Below are 13,690 nucleotides of genomic sequence, written 5' to 3'. Positions count from 1 at the left end.
TCGGGCGGGCCGTTTGCGTGCCATCGCGGTCGCGGTATACAATCCTCGGTACCCCCTTCGCGGGCGCCCGCGGTCATTCGGGCAACGCAGACGGAATTTGGGAGGATGCGTGTGCGACCGGTCTGGCGCGGCTACGTGAGCTTCGGCCTGGTGACAATCCCCGTGAAGCTCTATACTGCCACGGAGGAAAAGGACGTCCGCTTCCGCCTGCTCCACAGCACCTGCCTCACGCCGATCAAGAACCAGCGCTACTGCCCGCACCACGAGACCGTGATCGAGTGGAGCGACGTCGTCCGCGGCTATGAGGTCAGCAAGGGCCGCTTCGTCACCGTGACCGACGAGGAGCTGGACGCGATTCCGATCGACACGAGCGGCAACGTCAACATCGCGGGGTTTGTCGAACTGCAGGAAATCGACCCCGTCTACTACGAGCGGTCCTACTACGTCGTCCCCGACGAGGGCGGCGCCAAGGCGTTTGTCCTGCTCCAGGAGGCGCTCAATCAGGCCAACCGCGTCGCGATCGGCAAGGTCGTCATGCGCGAGAAGGAGCATCTCGTGTCGCTGCGCCCGCACCAGGCCGCGATGGTGATGTCGACGCTTTACTATGCCGACGAGGTGCGCGCCGTCTCCGCGATCGACGAGGTGCCGGCCGACGTGAAGGTCCATCCCAACGAGCGCAAGATGGCCGGCCAGCTCATCGACAGCCTGGCGATCGAGTTCCATCCGGAGGAGTTCAAGGACGAATACCGGCAGGCCGTGCTCGCCCTGATCGAGGCGAAGGGCAAGGGCGAAGCGGTTCCCGAGGTCAAGGCCAAAGCCCCGGGCAAGGTCGTCGATCTCATGGAGGCGCTGCGGCGCAGCGTGGAGATGGCGCAGCAGCGGCCGGCCGGCTCGAGGCCGTCGCGCGCCGCCGGCGGACAGCGGCGCGCCGCCGCGGGGGGCATGCACGAACGGCCGCGCTAGGCCGTCTTAGAATCCCAGCGTCTTGTGCGCCTGGTCGACGAACTGGTTCGTGAACGCGAGGCTCGGATTGATCCGCGTGGCGTTGGCGACCACGGTGCGGTCGAATTGCGAGAGCACCTTGGCGATCGTCTGCACGCCGGTGAGCGTCACCCGGCCGTCCGGTGAGAACATCTGCAGATTCTCCCCCAGCGAGGTCACGTAGAGCGCTTTGTCCGACTGATAGAACTGCGCCGGCATGCGGTCCGCGATCTCGGCCGCGGAGTGGGTCTTGATCCAGTGCAGGGCGCGCACGGACGCGGTCGCGAGCGCCTGCGCCGTCCTGGGATTCCGGTCGAGAAACGCCGGCGTCGCATAGAGGCCGCCGGCGGGATACGGCCCGCCGAAGACGCGCAGCGTGCCGAGCGTCGTGCGGGTGTCGGCGAGCACCGTTGCGTCCCCGCTCTTCGTGAGAATGGTGATCGTGGGATCGACGTTGACGAGGGCGTCCACCGCGCCGCGGCGCGCGGCGGCGACCGCGGTGGCCGCGGTGCCGATGCCGATGTAGGATTCCTGGTCGACCGGGATGCCGTTCTTCGACAGCAGGTACTGGGCGAAGAACTGCGTGCTGCTCCCGGGAGCCGTGATGCCGATCTTCGCGCCGCGCAGATCCGCGGCCGACTTGATGCCGCGCGTCTGCCCGGCCTTCGTCACGGCGAGCACGAGCCCCGGGTAGCGGTCGTAGAGGGCGAACATGCGGATCGACTTGCCCTGCGCCTGCATCTCGATGGTGTGGTCGATGAATCCGCAGACGACGTCGGCGCTGCCGCCGAGCAGCGCCTCGAGCGCCTTGGCGCCGCCGGCAAGATCGACGATGTCGACGTCGACGCCGGCGTCCTTGAAGTAGCCGAGCTGCGATGCGAGCGTCACCGGGAGGTAGATGTACAGCGGCTGCCCGCCCACCGCGAGCGTGAGCCTGGACTTCTCGACCTGCGCGCCGCCCGGCCCGGCCGCGAGCACGACCAGCAGTCCGAGCACCAGGGCGGCGACGAGTGCCTTGCGCATCGGGGCACCTCCATTCGCGTCGTGGGCCTCGCAGCATCGTCGGCGGCCGCGCGTCGCATCGACACTCGATCCTGATTCTCCGCTGCTGGATACGAACAGTACGTTCGGCGGTGCGCGCGCTCCTGCCCGCTACGGCCGCTCGCCCGCGGCGTGCGGCTTCCACGCCAGCAGCCGGCGCTCGATGCCGGTGACGATCAGGTCGATCAGGAGCGTGAACGCGGCGAGCACAGCCATCCCCGCAAAGACGCCGGTCGTGTCGAACGTGCCTTCCGACTGCGCGATGACGTACCCGAGGCCCCGTCCGGCGCCGAGGTATTCGCCGACCACCGCGCCGACGAGGGCCAAGCCCACGCTGGTGTGCAGGCTGCTCAGGATCCAGACGAGCGCGGACGGCAGCAGCACGTGCCGCACCAGATCGCGCTCGCTCGCGCCCAGCATGCGGACGTTGTTCAGCAGATTGGTATCGACCTCGCGGACGCCCTGGTACGTGTTGAAGAACACGATGAAGAACACGAGCGTGACGCCGAACGCGACCTTGGAGAGCACGCCGAGGCCGAACCAGAGGGTGAAGATCGGCGCGAGGACGACGCGGGGCAGCGCGTTGGCGATCTTGAGATAGGGATCGAAGATGCCGGACAGCGTGGGATGCCTCGCGAACCAGAACCCGACCGCCACGCCGAGCCCGGCCCCGATGAGGAACGCCAGGACCGTCTCCACGGCCGTCGTCCACAAGTGCCGGTAGATGAATCCGCTCCCGAACCACTCGCCGACGCGCCGGGCGATGGCGGACGGCTGGCTGAAGAAGAACGGGTCCACCCACCGGTGCTGCGTCGTGAGCTGCCACGCAATCAACGCGGCGAACAGGACGCCGACCTGGTAGGGCAGCAGGCGTCCGGCCCCCGTCATGTCGCCCGACCGGCCGCCGCGCTCGGCCCGCCCGCCTGAGAGGGAATCGCGTCCGCGTAGGCGCGCAGTACCTCGCCCCGCAGTTGTCCCCACACGGCGCGGTACACGTCCTGGAAGGCCGGATCGAGCCGGACCTCGGTGACGTCCCGCGGCCGGGCGAGCGCCACCGGGTGCGCGCCGATGATCCGGGCCCCGGGGCCGGCGGAGAGCACCAGCACGCGGTCGGCCAGCGCGATCGCCTCCTCGAGATCGTGGGTAACGAACAGCACCGTCTTCCGGTCGTCCTGCCAGATCCTGAGGAGGTCGTTCTCCATGAGGGCGCGCGTCTGCACGTCGAGGGCCGAGAACGGCTCGTCCATCAGCAGAATCTCCGGGCCGACGATGAGGCTCTGCGCGAGGGCGACGCGCTTGCGCATGCCGCCGGACAGCTGGTGAGGATACCGGTTGTCGAAACCCGCGAGCCCCACGCGCGCCAGCCACCGGCGGGCCAGGGTCTCCGCCTCGTCCCGGGGCTGCCGCCGCAGGAGCGGGCCGAGGATAACGTTGTCGAGCGCGGTCTTCCACGGGAGCAGCACATCCTGCTGAAAGAGGTAGGCTGCCCGCCGGTTGATGCCGTCGACCCGCCGGCCGAACGTGAAGACCGTCCCGGTGGTGGGACGGAGCAGGCCGGCCGCCAGGTTGAGCAGGGTCGACTTGCCGCCGCCCGTGGGTCCGACGATGGCGACGAATTCCCCGGGAGCGACGGAAAACGAGGCCGCCTCGATCGCCACGTACGCGCCGCCGCGGGGCACCGTGAATTGCCGCGTCACGCCGGCGAACTCGATCGCGTTCGCGTCGTCACCCCCGGCGGAGCCGTCGAGCGGCGTCCGCGTGGCCCGGCCGCCGGTCTCGATCCTCTCGTTCACTCTGCCGCGTATACGCGCCCCCGGAAACCAAATCCTCCGGGGCGGCGGCCGCAGGCGCGCGTGGTAAAATGGACGAGGCCTGCGGAGGGGTGCGAGAGCCTGGCTGAATCGGGCGGTCTCGAAAACCGCTATACCCTCACGGGTATCGGGAGTTCAAATCTCCCCCCCTCCGCCACACATCCGACGCGTCACCAACGTCGACAAAACGTCAACAGAAGGGAAGGGCGTGCCGATGCCTCTGCTGGGCAGGTCCGGCCTCGAGGTTTCTCCGCTGTGCCTCGGGGGCAACGTCTTCGGTTGGACGGCGGACGAACAGGCCTCGTTCAAGGTGCTCGATGCCTTTGTCGAGGCGGGGATGAATTTCATCGATACCGCGGACGTGTACTCGAGGTGGGCGGCGGGTCACCAGGGCGGCGAGTCCGAGACCATCGTGGGTCGCTGGATGAAGCAGCGGCGGAATCGGGGCGCGATCGTCATCGGTACCAAGGTGGGCGCCGACATGGGCGCACAGGGTAAGGGCCTCTCACGCGCCCACATCGTTCGCGCGGCGGAGGCCTCGCTCGCGCGCCTCCAGACCGACTACATCGATCTGTACCAATCTCACGTCGACGACGCGACGGTCCCGCTCGCGGAGACGTTGGGCACGTACGCGGACCTGATCGCCGAGGGCAAGATCCGTGCGATCGGTGCGTCCAACTACAGCGCGGAACGGCTCGACGAGGCCCTCGAAGTCAGCCGCCGGCAGGGGCTTCCGAGGTACGATAGCCTGCAGCCGCTGTACAATCTCTACGACCGTGCGGGATACGAGACCGCCCTCGAGCCGATCTGCCGTGCCAACGGCATCGGCGTGATCGGGTATTCCTCCTTGGGCAGTGGGTTTCTCACGGGCAAATACCGGACGGACGCCGACATTGCGAAGAGCGCCCGCGGCCAGGGAGTGAAGCGCAGGTTCTACAATGAGCGCGGCTTCGCCATCCTCGCCGCGCTCGACGAGGTCGCGAAGGAGCAGCGGTCCACGCCCGCCGCGGTCGCGTTGGCGTGGCTGCTCGCCCGTCCGGGCGTGACGGCGCCGATTGCCAGCGCCACCAGCGTGGAGCAGTTGGAGGAGTTGATCGCGGCGACCCGAGTGACGCTGTCTCCGGCATCGATCGCGCGCCTCAATCAGGCGAGCGCGTAACCATTGACGAACCAGCGAAAATTTGAGGAGGCGCTGCGCTGTGCCACACGCTGGCACGCGCGGCGGCCCCGCAAGGGCACGAGAGTGCCGTACGTCGCCCACCTTCTCGGCGTCGCCAGTCTGGTACTATCGGGCGGTCGCCCGCTGCTTCGAACGGCGACGCCCGGGCGCCATGGCCGCCGAACTGAGCCGATGCGTCCGCGCCATGGGACGGCTTGAGCGTCGTCAGGTTTGAAGAGGTGGTTCCGAGAGGAGGAACCCCATGACGAGGAGGTACCAATCGGCGCGCGTCGAGGTGGGCTTTGCGGAAGACCGGCGGGCAGGCTGGGATTGGCTGCGCAAAAGCGTTACTGGGCACGAATTCATTTATGGGGTGTTGGACAGGAATTTTGACCGCCTCAACTCCTGGACATTCATCGTTCAGGTACCGAAAGACGGCTTGACACCCGTGATCGTGCGGCCGCGTGACGTGCCACCGAGACGGACCTGGGCCGCGATGGACCGGAAGTCCATCGCATTCATGAGGGCTACCAAGCATCCGTACCGGGGGAGGCTGTACTGCAAAGTCAGTCTGGCGGATCCTACAGGGCGGCGGACGAAGTCGGTGGTGAACAAATGGGGCCGCCGCGATCTTCCGAAGTGGATCAATCGTTCCGGGTTGACCATACGCGTCAAGGATACAGTCACCACAACAAAGGGGACCGACGGAAATCACCTCGTCTTCGTTGTGAAGCCTGACGACCACGTTCAAATGATACGGATTTTCTTTGCCACGAAGGTTTGGGTGCTTCAAGAGGGTTTTCGCTTTTGATCTGACCTTCCGCCGCTGGAACGTTCGTGCGGTGCTCTGCGTTCATTAAGGATACGGTTCATTCGACGTACCATTTCGATGCGCGAGTGATACGACCGCGACGAGCGAAGCATCGCGGTCCGGGGAGGGCGTAACGTGCGGCGTGTAGCGGTGGCGGCGGCGATCCTGGCGTTGAGCGCGGCGCTCTGGACGGGCGGCGCGGGACCGGCGTCGGCGATCGGCGACGACCACGAAGGGGACCATTCGGGTGCGGCGTGTCAACCCGGGCCGGTCTTCGTGCCGGGGTACAGTCTCGGCCCGGTGAACGTCGGCGCGCCCATGGCCGTGGTGCAGCGCTGGTTCGGCCAGCCCCGCGCGGTGCAGCGCCGTACGTTTCAAGGCAACTTGTGGACGCGGCTCGTCTACGCCGGCCTCAACGTGCTCGCGCGGAACGACGCGGTCGTCGCGCTCACCCTGCCTCAGGGCGCCGCGGTGCCGGTTCAGACGAATTGCGGCACACTGGTGACCGCGAGCTACAACCTTCCGGTCGGCACCGTCCTGCAGACGTACGGTGCCCCGTCGTCGAGGGTCGCCATCAACGGACAACAGTACTGGGTGTACAACACGCAGGGGATGCTGCTGGCCCTTCCCGCCGCCGGCAACATCGTGCAGGGCGTGACCATCTATCCCGCCGGTCAGTACTGTGCCATGGTGCCCATGTATGTGTCGCTGTTTGGATTCGCGATCAATGTGGGCAGCGCGATGCAGTGTACGGCGGCCGGCGGCCTGCCTGAACGCGAAGGCGGCCAACTGAGGTAAAAGGCTGTTTCTCCGCCTCGGGCGGCGGCGACTCGTCGAGGAATGCCGAATCAAGCCTCATGGTACTTGTGAAGACCGTCTTCACAGGCAGGATCGGACGTGGGTGTTACGAAGTCCAGCCCGGGCGGGAAAAACACATATCTGTAGCCGTCGGTCTGCGCCCCGGCGCTCTCCGGTGCGCGGAGGACGGCATCACGGAGGTGACTCCCGTGCAGATACGTACTGGACGCAGTGCCGCACAAACCGTCGGAGCGTCGCTGGCGGCCGTCGCCACGATCGCCATCCTCGCCGGCGTGGGACCGGCGACGGCTCAGAGCCTGAACCTCCGAGCCGTGCGGGATCCGCAGAATCGATTCACGATTGCCGTTCCGGCAACGTGGAACGTCCAAACGCAGGCCAAGAATCCGAGCGTCGAGGCGAAGTCGCCCGCGCCGAAGACGACGCTTCCCGACAGCCTGGACGTGATCGTGTACGACATGCCGCACGCCCTGAGCGCGCAAGACTGCGTGCATGAGTCCGACATGGTTCTGCGCTTCGCGATCCACAGTTGGACGACCGTGAAGGAAGGCCCCGTGTCCATCGGCGGGGAGCCGGGGTACAGCCGCGTCTACAACTGGAAGTCCGGCAACGGCGAACAGCGCCAAAGCGTGCAGGCGTGCGTCACGCATGGCGGCCGCGTCTTCATGGCGGTCGGAACCACGGAAAATACGCAGGCGAAGATTGACGCCACGATGCCGCTGCTGCAGCACGCGATCGCGACATTGAAGCCGAACCTGGCCGAGGCGTCCACCACCGAGGTCGTCCCGGCGAAGAACAAGTAACCTCCGCACGCCCGCTGCGGCGCGCGGCGCACCAACCGCACATCCCGTGAGACGCCGGCCGGCCCGAGCAGGGCCGAGCCGGCGTCTCGCTGTTCCCCTCCCACCCTTGGGTGGCGTACACTGACAGGGCATTGGCTTCGACGGACTCGGCCGTGCGGCCGGAGGTGCGCGACATGAATGGGGAACTGGCGGGGCAGGTCGTCATCGTCACCGGCGCGGGCCGCGGGATCGGCCGCGCCGTGGGGAAAGAGCTGGCCGGCGCGGGCGCGCGGCTCGTCCTCGTCGCGCGGACCCACGCGGATCTGACGCGCGCCGCCGAGGACATCGGGGAGGACCGCGCGACGGTGGTCGCGGGGGACGTGACGGACGAAGCCACCGCCGCCGCGGCGATCGCGCGCGCCCAGGAGTGGGGCGGCCGTCTCGACGCGGTCGTCAACAATGCGGGGATCGGCTGGTCCGGCCCGATCCATGAGATGCCGCTCGGCGACTGGCGCCGGCTCATGGACGTGAACCTGACGGGTGTCTTTCTCTTCACGAAAGCGGCCCTGCCGGTCATGCTCCGCCAGGGCCGGGGCCACATCGTCAACATCGCCTCCGGGGCCGGACGCATGGGCATGGCCGGCGGCGCGGCGTACTCCGCCTCCAAGTTCGGCGTGATCGGGTTCACCGAGGCGGTGGGGCTCGAGGTGCGCAACAGCGGCGTGAAAGTCAGCGTCGTCGAGCCGGGCTCCGTACAGACTACCTTTTCGCCGGGCGCGGCCGTCCGGGACTGGGCGCTGCGCCCGGAGGACGTCGCCCGCGTCGTGCGCGCGATCCTCGCGAGCGGGCCCAATGTGTGGATCCGGGAAGCATTTGTCTCGCCGCTGCGGGTGCCCAGGCACTAGTCGCGCCCCCGGGGCCCGCCCTGTCGAATTCGCCGGGGGCCCGTTCGTCGATCAGGGTGAGAGACCAGACACGCCTGTCGCGACGGGCCGGAGGGAGCGCCTCGGTTGAGGTTCCGCCCGACGCGGGCCGCCACCGGGTGCGCTCCGCGCGGGCGCGGGCGGCAGGATTCGCCGGGATGAGCGCGAACGCACCGTTCGACAATTGCATATCGTACTGGACGGGTGCCCTCGGTTCGCCGAGGGAGAAGAGGGAAGTCCGGTGCGCGGCCGGCGGACTGTCGACAGGACGCCGCTCGGCCGCAAAGCCGGCGCGGTCCCGCCACTGTAACGGGGAGTCGCTCCGCGAACGCCACTGGGTAACCGGGAAGGCGCGGGGCGGCGAGGATCCGGAGCCAGGAGACCTGCCCGTCCGGGCGCGTACGGTGACCTTCGGCTGAAAGGCCAGTACGCCACGGCGTCATGCCGTCATGGTCCCCGTGCCCGCTCCGGGGATTTCTTTTTTGGTCTGCTCCCGGCGCGGCCGGGAGGCGTGGCGCCGGAAACGGAGGACGTCCATGGATCTCCTGTTCCGCGCACACCGCCGCGGCCGGCGCCCCAACCCGCGGCGTTGGTGGTGTGCCCTCGGATACGGCTTCCTGTTCCTGGTGCTGTCTCCGCAGCCGCGTCTCTCCGTCTGGGCCCAGTCCGCTCCGCCTTCGTCCACGCCGCCGACCTTCGAGCTGCCGGAGGTGGAGGTCGCCGGCCGGCGCCCGCAGCTGCCCGCCACGACGCCCGCGTCGATCAGTATCATCACGGCCGAGGAGATCGCGGCGATGGGCGCGCTCACCGTCGCGGACGCCCTGCGCGTCCTGCCCGAGGTCCGCGTGCGGACGAGCGGCGGGCCGGGTGGGCTCACGACCATGAGCATCCGCGGCTCTTCGTCGACGCAGACACTCGTGCTGCTCGACGGCGTGCCCCTCAACCGGCCGGACCAGGCGAGCGTTGACCTGAGCACGCTGCCGATTCAGCAGGTGGACCACATCGAGGTGCTGCGCGGACCCTTCTCGGCCATCTACGGCAGCGCCACGATCGGCGGCGTCGTGAACATCGTCACGCGGTCCGAGGCGCGGTCCTCGGCCTCCGCGCGTGCCGGCTCCTACGGCGAGACCAGCAACGTGCTGTCGATCGGCGGGCGGAGCGGGACGGCGACCTACCTGGTCCAGGGGATTCAGACCGGCAGCACGGGATTCGCGCCGGACACCGATTACAGCAACTCCACCGTGATGGGCAAGCTCCGGTGGGCGACGGGCGGCGACGGCAGCCTGACGATCACTGCCGACCGGCTCTACCACCTGACCGGCACCCCGGGCCCGCTGCCGTTTCAGGACGTGCTATCGCGCCTCTGGGAGGGCCGCACTCTCCTCGACGCCACGTGGCGTCGCGGGCGCGCGGACGGCCCCGGTGCGCTGCTGCGCGTGTATCATGTCTACGACGACCTCAACTTTCTCAGCCCCGGGCTCGCGTTTCAGTCCGACGACATCGCCGACTTCTGGGGCGCCCAGGCCCAGGCGGTCTTCGACGCCGGCGGCGGCAGTCTGCTCACGCTCGGCGCGGATTACGAGAACGAGACGATCTTCCACACCGACAACACCGGCGTGGTGTTCCCCAACCAGGGGAGTGACCTCGGACTCTATGTGCAATACGATTGGCGGGCTGCGCCTGCGATGCTCGTGTCGCTCGGCGCGCGTCAAGACACCTTCACCCTGCTCGGCAACCAGCCGAACAACTATGCCACGCAGATCAATCCGCGGGGCGGCGTGGTCGTCGTCCTCAACGACCGCCTCCTGTTTCGCGCGGCCGCGGGGCGCACGTACCGCGCGCCGACGTTTGACGAACTGGCGCCCGGTCTCTTCGGGAACCCCAACCTGCAGGCGGAGACGGCGTGGTCGTACGACGCCGGCCTGGAGTACGCGCTGGCGTCGGGCCTGACGCTCCAGGTCGGGGGGTTCTACAAGGACGCGACGAACCTGATCACCTCGGCGCCGCCGCTGTTCATCCCGGTCAACGTCGGCCACGCGATCGTGTCGGGCGGCTCGGTGGAGCTCCTCGGCCGGGTCTCGCCGCGGTGGTTCGTCCGCGCCAATTACACGGCGCAGCGCGCGCGCGACGCCGCGACGGATCTCGATCTCATCTACGTCCCGCGGACCACGGGCAATCTCGAGATCGTCTACCGGGTGAAGCCAGGCGCCACGGTCGGTCTCACCGTCGGATACGCGGGGGATATGTTCGCGGACGCGGCCAATACGACGGTGCTGCCCGGGTACTGGCTCACTTCCCTGATCGTGACGTGGCCGCTCCCGGGCGGGTTTCGAGCGCAGGCCGGCGTGGCCAATGCGTTCGACGTGCGGTATCAGGATACACAGGGCTTCCCCGAACCGGGGCGGAGAGTCTTCGTGATGCTGGACAAGTCGTTCTGAGCCGTGCTCACGATGCGCGCGCACGTCGCAGTGATCCTGACGTCGGCGGCCCTTGCGACCGCCGCCGCCTCCTGGCTCTTGGGGCCGCGTCCTCAAGTGCCGCCGGCATCGCAGAGTACTGCGCGTCTACCGGCGCCCGGCCGCTCGACCGCGTCCGGTCCCACGGCCGCGGAGGAGGGAGATGTGACGGCACCCGTGGCCGGCTCGGGGACGCCTGTTCGAGCGGGACGTGGCAGAGCACAACGCCGCGAGACCGCGGGGGCGGCGGTGGCGCCGCGGCAGCCGGAGATGCGCGTCCTCGTTCCGCCGTCCCGTCCGCATCCCCGTGCCTCGGCGGTTGCCCCGAGCCCGGCGCGGCCACATCCGGATCGGGAAGTACGATCGCCGGCGTCGAGCCCCGGGCCGGCCGCCCCCTCGGATGCGGGGACAGACGCCGTCACGGCATCCACCCCGACGGCCGCCGGCGGCGCAGGTGCCGGCACGGGCGTTGCGGCCGGAGGCGCTCCCTCCGGGATATCCGGTGCGGGCGATACGTCAGGAGCGCAATCGTCCGTGGCGCCATCTCGGGCGGCCGGCGCCGCGTCCGGTCCCCCGGTGCCGCCCGCCGCGTCTGCCACGTTGCCGCCCGTCATGACGCCGCCCCGGGTCGTCGCGACGCCGGGATTGGTCTATCCGGGCGATGCGTTCCAGCTGACCGTCCGGCGCCAGGATCTCGGCGCCGCGGCCGTCGTCGACGGCCGCGAGGGGACCGTTACCCTCAGGGCGTTGATTCTGTCGGCCGGGGATGTGCGGAGCGTGGAGGTCGCCGTCTCCTCAGGGTCGAGCGCCCTCGACCGGGCCGCGGCAGACGCGGTCCGCCGCTGGCGGTTTGCGCCGGCGACCCGCGACGGCGTCGCGATCGATGCCTACGTTACGCTCAGGATTCGTTACGTCGTGCGCTGAGGCGCCTCGGCCCGGCGCTGTTCGGTCCGGCGGGCGGCGTCGTAAATGCCGAACAGCGCAAGCGAATAGGCGAGATCGCTCAGCACCGTGTTGCGGAAGAACGGGACGGCCGCGGCAAACGACGCGATCAGCCCCGCGGCGGTGTGCGGATACAGCGGGCCGGTCCATTCGCCGAAATTGGTGACGACGTAAAACAGGACCGATGCGGCGAGCGCCATCGCGGCGACGGTGATGGGCGAGCGGCGGCGCAGGGCGAGGCCGCCCAGGGCGGCGATCAGCGCGTAACTTCCGTAGACCCAGAGCATACCGATGCCGTAGAAGCCCAGCACGGCGTCGGACAGCGCGAGCGCCCCGAGCGGCACGACGAACGTCCACGGGCGCGGCAGAATCGCCCCGGCGAAGAGGGCAAGCGCCCCGAACGGCTGAAAGTTGGGTGCGTGGGGCGCGAGCCGGAGCACGGTCGCCGCCGCGACGAGCGCGTACGGGAGGGTGCCGAGCCACACGGGCTGCTGACGTGCGGACCTCGATCTCATCGGGTTCTCACCGGCTGGGGGGTTCTGTCATGCGGGACGTGAATCCTCTGCCGCGATGACGCACCGCGCGCGCGTACTGATGATCCAGGGCACGGCGTCGCACGCCGGCAAGAGCACGGTCGTGGCCGCGCTGTGCCGCGTGTTCGCCCGGGACGGGCTTCGCGTCGCGCCGTTCAAGGCGCAGAACATCTCGCTCAACGCCGCGGTCACGCCCGGCGGCGGCGAGATCGGGGTGGCCCAGGCGGTGCAGGCGCGCGCGGCGGGGATCGAGCCGGCCGTGGAGATGAACCCGGTGCTCGTCAAGCCGGCGCCGGCGGGGCGCACGCAGGTGGTGGTGCTCGGGCGGGCCGCGCCGTCTCCGCCGCCGCGGCCGGCGCTGTGGCGGGCCATCGCGCGGTCGCTCGACACGCTGCGCGCGCGGTGCGACCTCGTCATCGCCGAAGGCGCCGGCTCGCCGGCCGAGGTGAACCTGCGCCGTTCCGACGTCGCCAACATGCGCGTCGCGCGGTACGCGGACGCCCCCGTGCTGCTGGTCGGGGACATCGATCGCGGCGGCGTCTTCGCGTCCCTCGTCGGGACGATGGCGTTGCTCGACCGCACGGAGCGGGCGCTCGTTCGCGGGTTCGTGATCAACAAATTCCGGGGCGACCCGGCGGGGCTGCGTCCGGGCCTACGCGACCTCGAAGCGCGCACGCGGCGCCCGGTGCTCGGCGTCATTCCGTACGCACCGGCGTGGCAGGTGCCCGAGGAAGACGGCGTCGCGCTCGATCGTGGACGGTCGCGCGACGACGCGCCGCGGCTCGACATCGCCGTCGTGCAGCTCCCCTACATTTCCAATTTCGACGAATTCGACGGCCTCGAGCAGGAGCCGGGCGTGCGTGTCCGGTACGTGCGGCCGGGACAGCGCCTCGGCCGGCCGGACCTCGTCATCTTGCCCGGCAGCAAGTCGACGGTCGCCGACCTGGACGTATTGCGGCGGTCGGGTCTCGCCGACGCCCTGCGCGGGGCCCTCTCCGAGCATACGCCGGTGCTCGGCATCTGCGGCGGCTATCAGATGCTCGGCCGGCGGATCGACGATCCCCACGGCGTCGAATCGCCCCGGCGATCGGTGGAGGGGCTCGGGTGGCTGCCGATCGTGACCACCTTCGGCCGCGCGAAGCGGACCGCGCGCGTTCGAGTGCGGCTCGCCGCCGCACTCCCGCATCGGGGCGGACTCCTCGGCGCGTGGCCGCCGCTCGAGGTGCCGGGCTACGAAATTCGCATGGGCCGCAGCAGCGCGGCGGGTCCCGCGTGGGTGCGCATCGTCGAGCGGGCCGGCCGGCGCTGCGACGAGCCCGGCGGGGCCGCCTCGCCCGACGGGCTGATCTGCGGCACGGTCGTGCATGGGCTCCTCGCCGACCCGGCCGTCCGGGAGGCGCTGCTCGAGAGGCTGCGGGTCCGCCGCGGGCGGGGC

The 13,690-nt window shown here is 69.5% G+C and carries 13 protein-coding genes, 1 tRNA gene, 1 pseudogene and 1 riboswitch; of the genes and pseudogenes, 11 read left to right on the top strand and 4 right to left on the bottom strand.

What is annotated here, in order from left to right:
- The first annotated feature begins 111 nt into the window (after positions 1 to 111).
- The gene (locus VGZ23_17180) at positions 112 to 963 is read left to right on the top strand and encodes a Ku protein (GenBank protein ID HEV2359325.1); all 852 of its coding nucleotides are present in this window, start codon (positions 112 to 114) and stop codon (positions 961 to 963) included.
- A 6-nt stretch (positions 964 to 969) separates the two neighbouring features.
- Here VGZ23_17180 and VGZ23_17175 read toward each other — a convergent pair whose 3' ends face one another.
- The 3 genes from VGZ23_17175 to VGZ23_17165 form a co-directional block, all read right to left on the bottom strand.
- Entirely contained in the window at positions 970 to 2,004 is a 1,035-nt protein-coding gene (locus VGZ23_17175; protein HEV2359324.1) for an ABC transporter substrate-binding protein, read from the bottom strand.
- 129 nt (positions 2,005 to 2,133) lie between these two features.
- Complete coding sequence (locus VGZ23_17170) at positions 2,134 to 2,910, bottom strand: ABC transporter permease (protein ID HEV2359323.1); 777 nt, start codon at positions 2,908 to 2,910, stop codon at positions 2,134 to 2,136.
- Positions 2,907 to 3,719, bottom strand: a complete 813-nt coding sequence (locus tag VGZ23_17165; GenBank protein ID HEV2359322.1) for an ABC transporter ATP-binding protein — start codon at positions 3,717 to 3,719, stop codon at positions 2,907 to 2,909. Before VGZ23_17165 ends, VGZ23_17170 begins: the two co-directional genes overlap by 4 nt.
- Positions 3,720 to 3,898: 179 nt before the next feature.
- On the opposite strand from VGZ23_17165, the gene VGZ23_17160 reads away from it, so the two are divergent.
- From VGZ23_17160 to VGZ23_17120, 9 genes and pseudogenes are all read left to right on the top strand, one after another.
- Positions 3,899 to 3,990: transfer RNA gene (locus VGZ23_17160), tRNA-Ser, on the top strand.
- A gap of 57 nt (positions 3,991 to 4,047) precedes the next feature.
- Complete coding sequence (locus VGZ23_17155; GenBank protein ID HEV2359321.1) at positions 4,048 to 4,992, top strand: aldo/keto reductase; 945 nt, start codon at positions 4,048 to 4,050, stop codon at positions 4,990 to 4,992.
- A gap of 3 nt (positions 4,993 to 4,995) precedes the next feature.
- Positions 4,996 to 5,121, top strand: a pseudogene (locus tag VGZ23_17150) (phosphohydrolase).
- 133 nt (positions 5,122 to 5,254) lie between these two features.
- The gene (locus VGZ23_17145) at positions 5,255 to 5,803 is read left to right on the top strand and encodes a hypothetical protein (GenBank protein HEV2359320.1); all 549 of its coding nucleotides are present in this window, start codon (positions 5,255 to 5,257) and stop codon (positions 5,801 to 5,803) included.
- 135 nt (positions 5,804 to 5,938) lie between these two features.
- A complete protein-coding gene (locus VGZ23_17140) occupies positions 5,939 to 6,601 on the top strand; it encodes a hypothetical protein (GenBank protein HEV2359319.1) in 663 nt (220 codons plus the stop codon).
- A gap of 209 nt (positions 6,602 to 6,810) precedes the next feature.
- Entirely contained in the window at positions 6,811 to 7,422 is a 612-nt protein-coding gene (locus VGZ23_17135; GenBank protein ID HEV2359318.1) for a hypothetical protein, read from the top strand.
- A 173-nt stretch (positions 7,423 to 7,595) separates the two neighbouring features.
- Positions 7,596 to 8,306: an SDR family NAD(P)-dependent oxidoreductase gene (locus tag VGZ23_17130; GenBank protein HEV2359317.1), complete on the top strand. Its 711-nt coding sequence runs from the start codon at positions 7,596 to 7,598 to the stop codon at positions 8,304 to 8,306.
- Between the two features lie 203 nt (positions 8,307 to 8,509).
- Positions 8,510 to 8,730, top strand: a riboswitch (cobalamin riboswitch).
- 130 nt (positions 8,731 to 8,860) lie between these two features.
- Complete coding sequence (locus tag VGZ23_17125) at positions 8,861 to 10,762, top strand: TonB-dependent receptor (GenBank protein ID HEV2359316.1); 1,902 nt, start codon at positions 8,861 to 8,863, stop codon at positions 10,760 to 10,762.
- A gap of 552 nt (positions 10,763 to 11,314) precedes the next feature.
- The gene (locus VGZ23_17120) at positions 11,315 to 11,704 is read left to right on the top strand and encodes an energy transducer TonB (protein ID HEV2359315.1); all 390 of its coding nucleotides are present in this window, start codon (positions 11,315 to 11,317) and stop codon (positions 11,702 to 11,704) included.
- Here the strand turns inward: VGZ23_17120 and VGZ23_17115 are convergent.
- Positions 11,689 to 12,237, bottom strand: a complete 549-nt coding sequence (locus VGZ23_17115; GenBank protein ID HEV2359314.1) for a DUF6580 family putative transport protein — start codon at positions 12,235 to 12,237, stop codon at positions 11,689 to 11,691. The two genes, VGZ23_17120 and VGZ23_17115, sit on opposite strands and share 16 nt — an antisense overlap.
- A gap of 55 nt (positions 12,238 to 12,292) precedes the next feature.
- Between VGZ23_17115 and VGZ23_17110 the strand changes: the two genes are divergently transcribed.
- The coding region (locus VGZ23_17110; GenBank protein HEV2359313.1) for a cobyric acid synthase at positions 12,293 to 13,690 on the top strand (1,398 nt) is incomplete at its 3' end.

This window comes from bacterium, assembly GCA_035945995.1.
Taxonomy (GTDB): domain Bacteria; phylum Sysuimicrobiota; class Sysuimicrobiia; order Sysuimicrobiales; family Segetimicrobiaceae; genus DASSJF01.
This window is presented reverse-complemented; position numbering and strand designations above follow the sequence as displayed.

Bases quoted from the DNA above. Each gene is read 5' to 3' on its own strand.
- VGZ23_17115 (HEV2359314.1), bottom strand. From the start codon at position 12,237: ATGAGATCGAGGTCCGCACGTCAGCAGCCCGTGTGGCTCGGCACCCTC.
- VGZ23_17155 (HEV2359321.1), top strand. From the start codon at position 4,048: ATGCCTCTGCTGGGCAGGTCCGGCCTCGAGGTTTCTCCGCTGTGCCTC.
- VGZ23_17145 (HEV2359320.1), top strand. From the start codon at position 5,255: ATGACGAGGAGGTACCAATCGGCGCGCGTCGAGGTGGGCTTTGCGGAA.
- VGZ23_17175 (HEV2359324.1), bottom strand. From the start codon at position 2,004: ATGCGCAAGGCACTCGTCGCCGCCCTGGTGCTCGGACTGCTGGTCGTG.
- VGZ23_17130 (HEV2359317.1), top strand. From the start codon at position 7,596: ATGAATGGGGAACTGGCGGGGCAGGTCGTCATCGTCACCGGCGCGGGC.
- VGZ23_17125 (HEV2359316.1), top strand. From the start codon at position 8,861: ATGGATCTCCTGTTCCGCGCACACCGCCGCGGCCGGCGCCCCAACCCG.
- VGZ23_17170 (HEV2359323.1), bottom strand. From the start codon at position 2,910: ATGACGGGGGCCGGACGCCTGCTGCCCTACCAGGTCGGCGTCCTGTTC.